Genomic DNA, 13,687 nt, shown 5'->3' on the forward strand with positions numbered 1-13,687 from the left:
GCCGCCGCGCGGCGCACACCAGACCGCGAAATCCCGGCCCACGCCGTATCGTGGGCCGGATGAGCCCCCCGCCACGCACCCTCGCGGAAGACCTCCGCGCCCGCCCCGACGAGGCACTGGCGGACCTCCTACGTACCCGCCCCGACCTCCTCTCCCCCGTCCCCGGCGACCTCACCCAGCTCGCCACCCGGGCCGGCACCCGCGCCTCCGTCCTGCGCACCCTCGAACGGCTGCACCGCTTCGCCCTGCAGACCGCCGAAGCCCTCGCCGTCGCCCCCGCCCCCTGCTCGTACGACCGGCTGCGCGGACTCCTCACCGGCGACACCCCCGACCCGGAGATCGACGCCGCGCTCCCCGAGGCCGTCCGCCTGCTGCGTGACCGGGCCATCGTCTGGGGCCCGGACGAGGGCATGCACCTCGTGCGCACCGCCCGCGAGGTGCTCTCCGCCCCCTCCCCCACCGGCCTCGGCCCGCCGGTGACAGAGGCCGTCGCCGGGATGTCGCCCGGCCGCGTCCAGGTGATCCTCACCGCCGCCGGCCTCCCCGCCACCCACGACCCGGTGTCCGCCGCCGAGTCCCTGGCCGCCCTCTTCTCCGACCGCGAGCGGATGACGGCGCTCCTGGACGACGCCCCCCGCGAGGCGCGTGACATCCTCGGCCGCCTCACCTGGGGCCCGCCCCACGGCACGGTGTCCGCCGACCCCGCCCCGCCCATCCGCTGGCTCCTGGACCGCGGGCTGCTCCTGCCCAGCGCCCCCGGCCACGTCGTCCTCCCCCGCGAGGCCGCGCTCCATCTGCGCGGCGGCCGCGTCCACGCCGACCCCCAGCCCGAGCCGCCGCCGGTGCTGCCCGCCGCCGAACACGAGCCCCGTACGGTCGACGCGACCGGCGCCGCCCAGGCCCTCCTCGCGCTGGACACCGTCGAAGACCTCCTCACGTCCTGGGAGTTCGCCCCGCCGTCCGTCCTGCGCGCCGGCGGCCTCAGCGTGCGCGACCTCAAACGCACCGCCGTCGCCCTCGACCTCCCGGAGCCCGTCACCGCGTTCTGGGCCGAACTCGCCTACGGCGCCGGACTGCTGGCCTCCGACGGCGCGGCGGACGAGCGGTACGCGCCCACGCCCGAGTACGACGACTGGCTCACCCTCCCCGCCGAGGAACGCTGGTCGCGCCTGGCCGTCACCTGGCTCGCGGCCACCCGCATCCCCGGCCTGGCGGGCGGCCGGGACGCCAAGGGCCGCACCCTGTCCGTCCTCGGCGACGGCCTCGACCGCGGCGCCGCCCCCGACATCCGCCACCGGCTGCTGGAGCTCCTCGCCGCCCTCCCCGCCGGCGCCGCCGCCCACCACGACGCGCTGCACGCCCGGCTGCGGTGGGAACGGCCCGTACGCAACGAGGACGCCGCCGAATCCCGCGCCCGCCTCGCGCGCTGGGCCCTGGAGGAGGCGGAGCTGCTGGGCGTCACCGGACGCGGCGCGCTGACCTCGCAGGGGCGGGCGCTGCTGGGGTCGTCGCACTCGCTGCTGGAGGCCGCGGCGGCGGCGACGCGGGCGGCGCACATCCTCGCGCCGCTGCTCCCGGAGCCGCTGGACCACGTGCTGCTCCAGGCCGACCTGACGGCGGTGGCCCCCGGGCCGCTGGAGCGACCGCTGGCGGCGACCCTCGGCGTGCTGGCGGAGGTCGAGTCGAAGGGGGGCGCGACGGTGTACCGCTTCACGCCGGAGTCGGTGCGCCGCGCCCTGGACGCCGGCCGCTCCGCCGCTGAGCTCCACGACTTCCTGGCCGCGCACTCCCGTACGCCGGTGCCGCAGCCCCTGACGTATCTGATCGACGACGTGGCCCGCCGCCACGGCCGGCTGCGCGTCGGCGCCGCGTCCGCGTACCTGCGCTGCGACGACGACGCCACCCTCAGCGAGATCCTCGCCGACCGCCGCTCGGCGGACCTCCGCCTGCGCCGCCTCGCCCCGTCGGTGCTGGTGTCCCAGGCGCCCCCGGACACCCTCCTGTCGGGCCTGCGGGAGATGGGCTACGCCCCCGCCGCGGAATCCGCCGAGGGCGCCGTCCTGGTCCACCGCCCCGACGCCTCCCGCACCCCGCCCCGCACCCCGCCGGCCCCGGTCCCGGACGGCCCCCCGCACCCCGACGACACGCTCCTGGCGGCGGCGGTACGGGCGATCCGCGCCGGCGACCACGCCTCCACGGCGGCCCTCCGCCCGGTCGGCGCGGCCCCCGCCACCCCCACGGGCACGCTCCCGCGCACCTCGGCGGCGGACACCCTGGCGACGATGCAGGCGGCGGCCCTCTCGGGCGCGGCGGTCTGGATCGGCTACGTCAACGCGGACGGCGCGGCCTCGCAGCGGGTGATCGCCCCGCTCCGCGTGGAGGGCGGCTTCGTCACGGGCTTCGACCACACGGCGGACGAGGTCAGGACGTACCCGCTGCACCGGATCACGGGGGTGGCGGAGCTGGCGGACTGACGTCCGGGGCCGGGCGCGAATCGTAGAGTCCGGTTATGACCACATCACCCGGACCAACGCACCCGGCAACCGAAACTCAGGCCCGCCTGGAGGACCTGGAGGATTCCCTCGCCCTGGCACTCCTGGAACTTCGCCGGGCGAACGGCGAGCAACCGGCCCTCATCAGCAACGAGGCGGCGCGCCGGATCTTCGTCGAGGCTGCCGGCCCAGGCGAATGAGGGGCGCCGCTCGCTCCGTGCAGTTCGTTCGGTGAATCTCACCGCCCGTTGAACTCCCCGCCCTTGACGGCGCGCACGAAGGAGGCCCAGGCCTCGGGCGCGAAGAGGAGGGCGGGGCCGTCGGGGTCCTTGCTGTCGCGTACGGGGAGGACACCGGGGATCCCGTCGGAGACCTCGACGCACTCGCCGCCGCTGCCGTTGCTGTACGAGGACTTGCGCCATGTCACGGCAATCAAATCAATCCCGGTGCCCATCCGAACCTGCCCTCCTTGACGTCCGCGACGAACGCGGTCCAAGCCTCGGCACGGAAAACCAGCGCAGGACCCTCGGGATCCTTGCTGTCACGGACTGGAAGGACACCGGGGTACCCATCCGCGACCTCAACGCAGCTACCGCCGGTGCCGTTGCTGTACGACGACTTACGCCACACGGCTCTGCTCAGATCGTGATTGGTGCTCATCTCGCAAACTCCTCCGCAGTCGACTTGATCAGGGTCAGGGACTCCTCCGGTGACAGCGCTACGGCCCTGACGAGATCGAGCGACCGCCGGTACGCGGCGACCAGCACCGGATCGTCAAGGAGCTGTCCCGAGTGCTGCCCCTCGACGTACACCACCGGTGGGGAGTCCACGAAGGTCATCAGCGATGCCATGCCTGCCGTGCTCGCGTGCGCCCCGGCCGTGAAGGGCAGTACCTGCACCAGTATGCGACCGAAACTCACCAACTCGACAACACTGTGCAGCTGTTGGCGCATGACAGGGGCACCTCCCACCGGGAGCCGCAGCACGGCCTCGTGAAATACGCACCAAAACTCGGGGCCTGTTGGGCCCCCCAACACCCTGGCCCGTTCCAGACGTGCCGCCACCCGCTCGGCCACCTGTTCCGGCAGCGCCAGCGGGTCCGCGGCCCGGATCACCGCCCGCGCGTACTCCTCGGTCTGGAGCAGACCAGGCACCAGCGTCGGCGCGTACTCGGAAATCGTCACCGCCATCGGCTCCAACTCCGCCGCCGCCGCAAAGTAATCCGCATGCCGCGACCGCGTGACCATCGGACACAACCGCGCCAGATACCCCCCGGTATTGAGCACCGCATCAATCCGCTCCGCCAGGTCCAGCTGCGGATTCCGCGTAGCCGCCTCGATCTGCCCGATATACGTCCCCGAGCAAAAGACGAGCTCCCCCAGCCGCTCCTGCGACAACCCCGCCGCCTCCCGCAGACGCCGGAGCTCCGCCCCGAAGAACGCCTTCGGCGACGACGACGGATCGAGTTCCTTGGCATTCGCCATGATCGCAACGCCCCTTCCCGCAACGCCGGTTGTTGGTCCACCGGACCTGGCGCAGCGTAATGCCGGAACGTGACGCTTACGACACGAACAGTCACGGTCCGCCCCTACGAGGGGGACCCCACCGCACGGAGCACGCACATGAACGACCAGCCCGACGCCACCCTGCCCCCGGTCGGCGCCTACGTCGTCGACACCCGCACCGACACCGTCGGCCAGGTCCGCGACACCCTCCACGGCCTGCTGCAGCTGCGCCCCGTCGGGGGCGGCCGGGAGTGGGACTGTCCGCCGGAGGCGATCCGGCCGACGACGCCGGTGGAGCGGCTGCACGCCGGGGTGGCGACGGCCAATGCCACCAGCCGGGGTGAGCGCCTCTGATCGGAATCGAACGTTCAGCCGCGATACGCGTCCGGGGCTGCTAACAATCGAAGCCGGTCACCGACAGGAGTCCCCCACATGTCCGACAGCCCCAGCACGTGGACGACCGTAACCCAGTTCCGGGTGGGCGAAGTCCTCGCCGAACTCGGCATGATCACGCCCGACAGGGCCCGGGAGGTGACCGGGGCCCGCGCGGACGAGGAGCTGACGGAGCCCCTCCGCGTCGCGGAGGCACTGGCGGAGTTCGGCGTCGCGGTCGGCATTCCCTGCGACCGCGTCGACCACCCGCACGAGCGGTACGGGGCGCTGCTGGCCGACGCCGCCGCGCTCACCGGCGGCGCGATCACCGTCGACGGCTACCGCTTCGAGCAGCTGAGCCCCGACTCCGGCGCGGGGGTCATCCACTTCACGTGCAACGGCGAGGCGATCACCGTAGACGTCGAGGAAGCGTCGTACGACCGCATGGACATCACGTCGGCGGAGCTCGCGCTCGAACTGCTCGGGGCCGACGGCGATCCCCGGATGTTCCGCCACCTGGCGACCGGGAAGGCGCTGGGGACGGCGGACAGTTATCTGGTCCTGGCCACCCCCGAGCAGCGCGCGGAGCTGCACGAACGGCTCGGGCTGGACTTCGACCCGGCGCTCTTCGAGGACGGCGCCGATACGCCCGTGACGCCGCCGCTGACGTACGGGCGGGTGGCCGAAGTGCTCGTCGGCCTCGGGATGGTCTCGCGCGAGAAGGCGGATCAGTACCTGGCGGAGTACAAACTGTGGACGTCGGAAATCGAGGAGACGACGCCGAACGACATCGCCCACGTCATCTCGGAGTTCGGAGCGGCCGTCATCATCCCCACCGACAGCGTCTATTACGTCGGCGACAGCTACGGCGAGCTGCTGCAGGAGGCCGCGGCACTGACCGACGGCGCGCTGACCGTCACCGGCTACCGCTTCGAGCGGGACGATCCGGACGACGAGGAGTCCGGCTACGGAACCCTGCACTTCGACCTCAACGGGACGCCGGTCTCCATAGACGGCGGGGAGGAGCCGGGCGACTACCTCGACCTGATGACGGCGATCGATGCCATCGACTCCCTCAGCCCCGCCATCCCCGACGCCCGGGCGTTCAGCATCGTCGTCCCCTCGGACCCCGACGACTTCCACCACTGCTACGTCCTGGCCACCCCCGAACAGCGCGACGGCCTCCACCGGCACCTCGGCGTGACCTTCGACGAGCACATCCCCCCCGCCCCCGGACCGATCACGTTCGAGCGGATGGCCGAGGTCCTGGCCGACCTCGGCATGATCACGCCCGACAAGGCCCGGGAGGCCGTCGAGGAGTGCGGCCGCTACGCCCGGGACCCGCTGGAACGGCTCAGCGACATAGCGAGCTACCTCCCGGAGTTCGGCGTGGCCGTCAGCCTCCACAGCGACGACGTGGACTACGCCGACGAGCACTACGCATGGCTCCTGGACGAAGCCGCGGCCACCACCGGCGGCACCGTGACCGTCACCGACTACCGCTTCGTACGCGACAACCCCGACGACGAGGAATCCGGCGAAGGGGAGATGCACTTCGTACGCAACGGCGAACCGCTCTCCTTCATCGTCATGCAGGAGTCGAACGACTACCTCGACATCGGAGCCGCCCAGGAGGCCGTCGAATCACTCCTCCCCCAAGACGACCCACGGGCGTTCAGCGAGATCGACCTCAGGTCGGAGCGGGAGTGGGGGGACACGTACCTGGTCCTCACCACGGCCGAACAGCGCGCCGGCCTGACCGAACACCTCGGCCTGATCTTCCGGGAACCGCTCACCGTCCCGGCCGGCTGACCGGGCCTCACCCCCGCTTGCGCCGCCGCAGCCCCGCCGCCGTCAGCCGCGCGACCAGCTCCCGCGACCGCACCTCCTCGGCCCCCAGCCGGACCGCGTCCGCGTACCGCGAGGCAGGCACGTCGTAATGGTCCCGGTCGAAGCCCCGCCGCGGCACCCCGAGCCGTTCGGCGAAGGCGTGCAGCTCGGCCAGGGACGTGTCGCTGACCAGGTGGGACCACAGCCGCCCGTGCCCCGGCCAGTCCGGGGGGTCTATCAGGACGGTCATTCGCCGGAGTACGGCAGGACGGGGCCGAGCCGGCCGATCGCCGCCACCGCCGTGCCCGTCTTGCCGCACACCCAGTGCGGGTCCGCGCCCAGCTCCGGCTCGACGTCGAGGGCGTGCGGGCCGGACGCGTCGATGTCCGCGCAGACGGGGCACAGGGGCCAGCGGCCGTACGCCTCCAGCAGGGCGTCCTGGACGTCCTGGGCGACGAGCCCGGTGACGAAGTCGACGCCCTGCGGCCACTGCTCCGCCCACCAGCGGCGGTGGGTGACGGAGTCCTCGAGCATCGACACGACGTCGGGCGCCGTCACCCGGCCCGCGGAGAGGTCGGCGAGGACCAGGGCGCGGGCGAGGTGCAGCGCCTGTTCCAGCCGGGGGGTGGCGGGGTCTTCGGGCTTGTCGGGCTCCATGGGGCCATTGTCCCTCACCGGGGGGACGTGCCGCCTGGGCCGGTACGACGCCCGTCCCCCGCGGGGATGAGGCGTATGTCGCTCGACGGGGGGTTGACGTTCCGGGCTGTCTGAAAATACCTTTCATGATGTGAGCTACAGCGTGAAGGAAACTTTCACCCCGCAGGCATCAGGGTCCCCCGCCCCGCAGACGGCCCCGCCCGCGCCGGCCGCCCTCGCGGCGAAGGTGCGGACGGTGGCCCCGTCCATGACGCGCTCGATGCAGCGCGTCGCCGAAGCCGTCGCCGGCGACCCGGCGGGCTGCGCCGCGCTCACGGTCACGGGACTGGCCGAGCGTACGGGCACGTCGGAGGCGACGGTGGTGCGCACGGCGCGGCTGCTGGGGTATCCCGGCTATCGCGATCTGCGCCTCGCGCTCGCCGCCGCGGCGGCCCAGCAGGAGGCCGGGCGCGCGCCCGCCGTGACGGCGGACATCGCGGTGGACGACCCGCTGTCCGACGTGATCATCAAGCTCGCGCGGGACGAGCAGCAGGCCCTGGCGGACACCGCCGCCGGTCTGGACCCCGTCCAGCTGGAGGCGGCCGTCGCCGCGATGACGGCGGCCCGCCGGATCGACATCTACGGCGTGGGCAACTCCAACCTCGTCGGCCAGGACCTGATGCACAAGCTGCTGCGCATAGGGTCCGTCGCGCACGCCCCGGCCGATCCGCATCTGGCCGTGACCAACGCCGTCCAGCTGCGCGCCGGCGACGTCGCCATCGCCATCACGCACTCGGGGCGCACGGCGGACGTGATAGAGCCGCTGCGCGTCGCGTTCGACCACGGGGCGACGACGATCGCCATCACGGGCCGCCCGGACGGGCCGGTCGCGCAGTACGCGGACCATATCCTCACGACGTCCACGGGCCGCGAGAGCGAGCTGCGCCCGGCGGCCATGTCGAGCCGTACGGGACAGCTGCTCGTCGTCGACTGCCTCTTCATAGGCGTGGCCCAGCGGAGCTACGAGCGGGCGGCCCCGGCCCTCGCCGCGTCGTACGAGGCCCTCGCCCACCGCCACAGCCCGGGCGGCCGGCAGAGAGCCTGACGGGCGGGACCGTCCCGGACCCGGTCCCGCCGCACCCGTCCCACCGTCACCCCAGCACCGCCAGGAAAGCGCACCACCCGTGACCACGTCCGACCATCAGCAGGCTCCCCTGCACCCCCACCGAAAGAGCCGCCACCCCATGCCCTCGACCGCTGATCCGGCGGATCTCCGCCGCCAGCTGGAAACGATGACGACCGAGGCGTTCCGCCCGGAGCTGTCGGAGATCGACCGTCTGCCCACGGTCGAGATCGCCCGCATCATGAACGCCGGGGACGCCACCGTCCCCGCGTCCGTCGCGAAGCGGCTGCCCGCGATCGCCGCGGCGATCGACGCCACGGCCGAGCGAATGGCCCGCGGCGGACGGCTGATCTACGTCGGCGCCGGCACGGCCGGCCGGCTCGGCGTGATCGACGCCAGCGAGTGCCCGCCGACGTTCGCCACGGACCCGTCGCAGGTGGTGGGCCTGATCGCCGGCGGCGACGGCGCGATCCGCACCTCGGTGGAGGGCGCGGAGGACAGCGCGTCCCTGGCCGCGGCCGACCTGGACGCGATCCGGATCGGCCCCGACGACACCGTGGTCGGCGTCTCCGCGTCGGGCCGCACGCCGTACGCCATCGGCGGCGTGCAGCACGCCCGCGCGCTGGGCGCCCTGACCATCGGCCTCTCCTGCAACGAGGGCTCGGCGCTGGCCGCGGCGGCGGAGCACGGCATCGAGGTCGTCACGGGCCCGGAGCTGATCGCCGGCTCCACCCGGCTGAAGGCGGGCACGGCGCAGAAGCTGGTCCTCAACATGATCTCGACGATCACGATGATCCGTCTGGGCAAGACCTACGGAAACCTGATGGTGGACGTCCGCGCGTCGAACGAGAAGCTGCGCGCCCGCTCGCACCGCATCGTGTCCCTGGCCACGGGCGCCTCGGACGACGAGATCGTCAAGGCCCTCGCGGCGACGAACGGCGAGGTCAAGAACGCGATCCTGACCATCCTCGGCCAGGTCGACGGCCCCTCCGCCGCCCGCCTCCTCGCAGCGTCGAACGGCCACCTCCGCGCGGCCCTCCAGGCGGCCTCCGCCTCGTAACCTCCGGAGCGCCGGACCGCCGGAAACCCGGACCGCCGGACCGCCGGACCGCGGCAACGCCGAAGGGCGGCACCCCTCCCGCAGGAGAGGTGCCGCCCTTCAGCAGTGCTGGACGAACCCTGGGCCGAGGCTCAGAAGTCCATGTCCCCGCCCGGCATCCCGCCACCGGCAGGCGCGGCGGCCTTCTCCGGCTTGTCGGCGATGACCGCCTCCGTGGTGAGGAACAGCGCGGCGATCGACGCGGCGTTCTGCAGCGCGGAGCGCGTGACCTTCGCCGGGTCGATGATGCCCTCGGCGACCAGGTCGACGTACTCGCCGGTCGCGGCGTTCAGACCGTGACCCGGGGTCAGGTTGCGCACCTTCTCCACGACGACACCGCCCTCGAGGCCGGCGTTCACGGCGATCTGCTTCAGCGGAGCCTCGAGCGCCGTCTGGACGATCGACGCGCCGGTGGCCTCGTCACCCTGGAGCTCGAGCTTCTCGAACACCGAGCCGGCCTGGAGCAGAGCCACGCCACCACCGGCGACGATGCCCTCCTCGACGGCGGCCTTGGCGTTGCGCACGGCGTCCTCGATGCGGTGCTTGCGCTCCTTGAGCTCCACCTCGGTGGCCGCGCCGGCCTTGATGACCGCGACGCCGCCGGCGAGCTTCGCCAGCCGCTCCTGCAGCTTCTCGCGGTCGTAGTCCGAGTCGGAGGCCTCGATCTCGGCACGGATCTGGTTGACCCGGCCCTGGACCGCGTCGGACTCGCCGGCGCCGTCGACGATCGTGGTCTCGTCCTTGGTGATCTGGACCTTGCGGGCCCGGCCGAGCAGGTCGAGGGTGGCGTTCTCGAGCTTGAGACCGACCTCCTCGGAGATGACCTGACCGCCGGTGAGGATGGCGATGTCGTTCAGCATGGCCTTGCGACGGTCGCCGAAGCCCGGGGCCTTGACGGCGACGGACTTGAAGGTGCCGCGGATCTTGTTCACGACGAGCGTGGACAGGGCCTCGCCCTCGACGTCCTCGGCGATGATCAGCAGCGGCTTGCCGGACTGCATGACCTTCTCCAGCAGCGGCAGCAGGTCCTTGACCGAGCCGATCTTGGAGTTGACGATGAGGATGTACGGGTCCTCGAGCTCCGCCTCCATGCGCTCCATGTCGGTGGCGAAGTACGCGGAGATGTAGCCCTTGTCGAAGCGCATACCCTCGGTGAGCTCGAGCTCCAGACCGAAGGTCTGGGACTCCTCGACGGTGATGACGCCTTCCTTGCCGACCTTGTCCATGGCCTCGGCGATGAGCTCGCCGATCTGGGTGTCGGCGGCGGAGATGGAGGCGGTGGAGGCGATCTGCTCCTTGGTCTCCACGTCCTTCGCCTGCTCCAGCAGCGCGGCGGAGACGGCCTCGGTGGCCTTCTCGATACCGCGCTTCAGGGCCATCGGGTTGGCGCCGGCGGCGACGTTGCGCAGGCCCTCGCGGACCAGCGCCTGGGCCAGGACGGTCGCGGTCGTCGTGCCGTCACCGGCGACGTCGTCCGTCTTCTTGGCGACCTCCTTGACCAGCTCGGCGCCGATCTTCTCGTACGGGTCCTCGAGCTCGATCTCCTTGGCGATGGAGACACCGTCGTTGGTGATCGTGGGGGCGCCCCACTTCTTCTCCAGAACGACGTTGCGGCCCTTCGGGCCCAGGGTGACCCGGACGGCGTCCGCGAGCTGGTTCATCCCGCGCTCGAGGCCGCGCCGTGCCTCCTCGTCGAACGCGATGATCTTGGCCATGTGAAGTGGTCCTCCCAGGACGGGGTGGATTGCTCCGGACCGCGCTGGCGCCCGCGACGGACGGCCCACAAAGCGGGCGGTTCCTTGCCCCGCCCGTTCGTGGACCTCACCGAACTCCGGTCCTACGTTGTTGTCACTCTCACGTGGAGAGTGCTAACGCCAATGATTAGCACTCGGGGTCATCGAGTGCAAGCGGCTCTCCTCGAGGATTGCTCTGACCTGGGGTTCTTCCGAAGCTCCGGAACGCCGTCCGGGCACAGACGCGGCCAGGGGCCCACACCCCTCCCCGGGTGTGGGCCCCTGGCCCCTGAGTCTCCTGCGGCCGAAGCGCGGCGCGAAGTCAGCCCGCGGCTACGCGGACCATGTCTGCCTGCGGCCCCTTCTGGCCCTGCGAGATCTCGAACTCGACCCGCTGACCTTCCTCGAGGGTGCGGTACCCGTCCATCTGGATCGCGCTGTAGTGGACGAAAACATCCGCACCACCGTCGACCGCGATGAAGCCGTACCCCTTCTCCGCGTTGAACCACTTGACGGTGCCCTGAGCCATTCCTAACTCCCCTATTGCTGGCCCTTACACAGGACCGCACTCCGCGGACCCGGGTCAGACCTCACCCACGACCCTCCCCCAACACCGTGGGGGCGTACGCCGGAACGCGTCGACCGCGGCTGAATGTATCTGCACCGATGCCGTCTGCAACAGGTCAATCGGACGAGAATTCTGGGCACAGACGATCGGTATTTATCCGCCGAAATCCCGGATCTTCAGGGCAAATCGGGCCGGGCATAGCCCACCAACACGACAATTCGCGCACCGACTTCGTGCATAACTTGTCGTGTTCTCATATGCGTCGGGCATGAACCACCCGGAGGACACCACCGGGGAACGCCCCAACCCTATCGCTAGTCCACCGGCGCGCGACGCCGACCCGGGCCCCGGCGACTGTCCCGTACGTCACAGCGCCCCCTCCCGGAGCGGACTCCGGAAGGGGGCGCACAACCGCGTACGGCGGGCAGAGCCCGACGCGGGCTCAGCAGCCGCCGGCGACCGCCGGGATGATCGACACGCCCGCGCCGTCCGGAGTGGCGGTCGCGAGGCCGTCGGCGAAGCGGACGTCGTCGTCGTTCACGTACACGTTCACGAAGCGGCGCAGCTTGCCCTGGTCGTCCAGCACCCGGGCGGCGATGCCGGTGTGGTTCTTGTCCAGATCGGCGAGCACCTCGGCCAGCGTGCCGCCCTCGGCCGGAACCTCGGACTGTCCGCCGGTGTAGGTGCGCAGGATGGTGGGAATACGAACGTTCACGCTCATGGAATTCGGCCTCCGTCGGAAGTCGTGGGGAGTGAGGGAGAGAGGGGGATGGTCAGGCGAGGCCGGCCGCGCGGAAGGCGTCCAGGCTGGGCTTGATGGTCGCGGACACACCCGTCGTCGGGGCGACCGCGTCCAGCGTCTTGAGGCCGTCGCCGGTGTTCAGCGCGACGGTGGTCTCCGACGGGCTGATCCGCCCGTCCGCGACGAGCTTCTTCAGCACGCCGAACGTCACGCCGCCCGCCGTCTCGGCGAACACGCCCTCCGTCCGGGCGAGCAGCTTGATCGCGTCCACGACCTGCTCGTCGTTCACGTCCTCCACCGCGCCGCCGGTGCGCCGGGCGATGTCCAGGACGTACGGGCCGTCGGCCGGGTTGCCGATGGCGAGGGACTTGGCGATGGTGTCCGGCCGCACCGGGCGGACCACGTCGTGCCCGTCCTTGTACGCCCGCGACACCGGCGAGCAGCCCTCCGCCTGGGCGCCGAAGATCTTGTACGGCCGGTCCTCGACGAGCCCCAGCGCGATGAGCTCCTTGAGCCCCTTGTCGATCTTCGTGAGCTGTGAGCCGGAGGCGACGGGGATCACCAGGTTGTCCGGCAGCCGCCAGCCGAGCTGCTCGCAGATCTCGTACGCCAGGGTCTTGGACCCCTCCGCGTAGTACGGCCGCAGATTGACGTTCGTGAAGCCCCAGCCCTCGCCGATCTCATCCCCGATGAGCTCCGAGCAGAAGCGGTTCACGTCGTCGTACGTGCCCTCGATGCCGACGACCTCGCCGCCGTACACCGCGGCCATCAGGACCTTGCCCTGCTCCAGGTCGTACGGGATGAAGACGCACGACCGCAGCCCCGCCCGGGCGGCGGCGGCGCCGACCGCGCCGGCCAGGTTGCCGGTGGAGGAGCAGGACAGCGTGGTGAAGCCGAAGGCGCGGGCGGCCTCGACGGCGATGGCCACGACGCGGTCCTTGAAGGAGTGCGTCGGGTTGCCGGAGTCGTCCTTCACGTACAGGTTCCCGGCGTCGACGCCGAGCTCGGCGGCGAGGTGGTCGGCCTGGATCAGCCGGGTGAAGCCGGGGTTGGTGTTGGGCTTGTCCGCCACGTCCGCCGGGACGGGCAGCAGCGGGGCGTAGCGCCAGATGTTCGCCGGACCGGCCTCGATGCGCGCCCGCAGCGCGGCGGGGTCCCCGGGCAGGTCGTAGGCGACCTCCAGGGGCCCGAAACACTCCTCGCAGGCGAAGACCGGCCCGAGCGGGACACGGTGGCCGCACTCCCGGCAGGACAGGGCGGTGGCGGGACCGAGATCGACGGCGGCGGGTGCAACTGTGTCGACAGCCATGGAAACGGAGGCCTCTCTCCTCATCTTCCCCGCGGCGTATTTCGCCGCAGGACGGAATTGGCACCATCTCCGCCGTGGGCCTTCGTGAAAAAGGACCGGTCGGAGGGTTGCCGGGGCTTCAACGGGCCGTTCCCTCTGCCCCTCTGGATGAGCGGTATGCAGTTGTTTTTCACACGAGTGCGCTCGAACGGGCGTCGACACGGACTCGATCGACCCCGACATGCGGTGGTCACACGCGCTGTTCAAGACTGTAACCGACAGCAGCGACTGTTGAGATA

15 protein-coding genes and 1 riboswitch are annotated in these 13,687 nt (G+C 71.6%); of the genes, 6 read left to right on the forward strand and 9 right to left on the reverse strand.

Annotated features, from left to right (window positions below; all coding sequences use genetic code 11):
• Positions 1-59: 59 nt before the first annotated feature.
• Together SRB5_RS15935 and SRB5_RS15940 are read left to right on the forward strand one after the other, a co-directional pair.
• Positions 60-2,474 (forward strand): helicase-associated domain-containing protein, encoded by a 2,415-nt coding sequence (locus SRB5_RS15935; protein WP_153452637.1) that lies wholly within the window; start codon positions 60-62, stop codon positions 2,472-2,474.
• Positions 2,475-2,509: 35 nt separating this feature from the next.
• Positions 2,510-2,692, forward strand: coding sequence for a hypothetical protein (locus SRB5_RS15940; protein WP_153452638.1), 183 nt, complete (start codon positions 2,510-2,512; stop codon positions 2,690-2,692).
• A 38-nt stretch (positions 2,693-2,730) separates the two neighbouring features.
• Here the strand turns inward: SRB5_RS15940 and SRB5_RS15945 are convergent, their stop codons facing one another.
• From SRB5_RS15945 to SRB5_RS15955, 3 genes are read right to left on the reverse strand one after another with little or no spacing between them, the layout of a single operon-like run.
• Positions 2,731-2,946 carry a DUF397 domain-containing protein gene (locus tag SRB5_RS15945; RefSeq protein WP_153452639.1) on the reverse strand — a complete coding sequence of 72 codons (216 nt, stop codon included), beginning with the start codon at positions 2,944-2,946 and terminating at the stop codon, positions 2,731-2,733.
• Positions 2,925-3,152 carry a DUF397 domain-containing protein gene (locus SRB5_RS15950; RefSeq protein ID WP_153452640.1) on the reverse strand — a complete coding sequence of 76 codons (228 nt, stop codon included), beginning with the start codon at positions 3,150-3,152 and terminating at the stop codon, positions 2,925-2,927. The genes SRB5_RS15945 and SRB5_RS15950 overlap by 22 nt, the downstream gene beginning before the upstream one ends.
• Positions 3,149-3,976 carry a helix-turn-helix domain-containing protein gene (locus tag SRB5_RS15955; protein ID WP_153452641.1) on the reverse strand — a complete coding sequence of 276 codons (828 nt, stop codon included), beginning with the start codon at positions 3,974-3,976 and terminating at the stop codon, positions 3,149-3,151. The genes SRB5_RS15950 and SRB5_RS15955 overlap by 4 nt, the downstream gene beginning before the upstream one ends.
• Before the next feature lie 138 nt (positions 3,977-4,114).
• On the opposite strand from SRB5_RS15955, the gene SRB5_RS15960 reads away from it, so the two are divergent.
• A complete protein-coding gene (locus SRB5_RS15960) occupies positions 4,115-4,351 on the forward strand; it encodes a hypothetical protein (RefSeq protein ID WP_153452642.1) in 237 nt (78 codons plus the stop codon).
• A 78-nt stretch (positions 4,352-4,429) separates the two neighbouring features.
• Positions 4,430-6,181, forward strand: a complete 1,752-nt coding sequence (locus SRB5_RS15965) for a hypothetical protein (RefSeq protein ID WP_153452643.1) — start codon at positions 4,430-4,432, stop codon at positions 6,179-6,181.
• 7 nt (positions 6,182-6,188) lie between these two features.
• Here the strand turns inward: SRB5_RS15965 and SRB5_RS15970 are convergent, their stop codons facing one another.
• Entirely contained in the window at positions 6,189-6,449 is a 261-nt protein-coding gene (locus tag SRB5_RS15970) for a DUF4031 domain-containing protein (RefSeq protein WP_153452644.1), read from the reverse strand.
• Positions 6,446-6,856, reverse strand: a complete 411-nt coding sequence (locus SRB5_RS15975) for a hypothetical protein (protein ID WP_153452645.1) — start codon at positions 6,854-6,856, stop codon at positions 6,446-6,448. Before SRB5_RS15975 ends, SRB5_RS15970 begins: the two co-directional genes overlap by 4 nt.
• Positions 6,857-6,986: 130 nt before the next feature.
• On the opposite strand from SRB5_RS15975, the gene SRB5_RS15980 reads away from it, so the two are divergent.
• On the forward strand, positions 6,987-7,940 hold the full coding sequence (locus SRB5_RS15980; protein ID WP_407703924.1) for a MurR/RpiR family transcriptional regulator: 954 nt from the start codon (positions 6,987-6,989) through the stop codon (positions 7,938-7,940).
• Positions 7,941-8,079: 139 nt separating this feature from the next.
• On the forward strand, positions 8,080-9,018 hold the full coding sequence (gene murQ / locus SRB5_RS15985) for an N-acetylmuramic acid 6-phosphate etherase (protein WP_153452647.1): 939 nt from the start codon (positions 8,080-8,082) through the stop codon (positions 9,016-9,018).
• A gap of 131 nt (positions 9,019-9,149) precedes the next feature.
• Here murQ and groL read toward each other — a convergent pair whose 3' ends face one another.
• From groL to thrC, 4 genes are all read right to left on the reverse strand, one after another.
• Positions 9,150-10,772, reverse strand: a complete 1,623-nt coding sequence (groL, locus tag SRB5_RS15990) for a chaperonin GroEL (protein ID WP_153452648.1) — start codon at positions 10,770-10,772, stop codon at positions 9,150-9,152.
• Between the two features lie 340 nt (positions 10,773-11,112).
• The gene (locus SRB5_RS15995; RefSeq protein ID WP_030576453.1) at positions 11,113-11,319 is read right to left on the reverse strand and encodes a cold-shock protein; all 207 of its coding nucleotides are present in this window, start codon (positions 11,317-11,319) and stop codon (positions 11,113-11,115) included.
• A gap of 481 nt (positions 11,320-11,800) precedes the next feature.
• Positions 11,801-12,079: a MoaD/ThiS family protein gene (locus SRB5_RS16000; RefSeq protein WP_153452649.1), complete on the reverse strand. Its 279-nt coding sequence runs from the start codon at positions 12,077-12,079 to the stop codon at positions 11,801-11,803.
• Positions 12,080-12,131: 52 nt separating this feature from the next.
• Positions 12,132-13,409 (reverse strand): threonine synthase, encoded by a 1,278-nt coding sequence (thrC, locus tag SRB5_RS16005; protein WP_228390082.1) that lies wholly within the window; start codon positions 13,407-13,409, stop codon positions 12,132-12,134.
• Positions 13,410-13,426: 17 nt separating this feature from the next.
• A riboswitch (SAM riboswitch) is annotated at positions 13,427-13,563 on the reverse strand.
• Between the last annotated feature and the right edge of the window lie 124 nt (positions 13,564-13,687).

The sequence above is a fragment of the Streptomyces smaragdinus genome (assembly GCF_009604385.1).
Lineage (GTDB): Bacteria > Actinomycetota > Actinomycetes > Streptomycetales > Streptomycetaceae > Streptomyces > Streptomyces smaragdinus.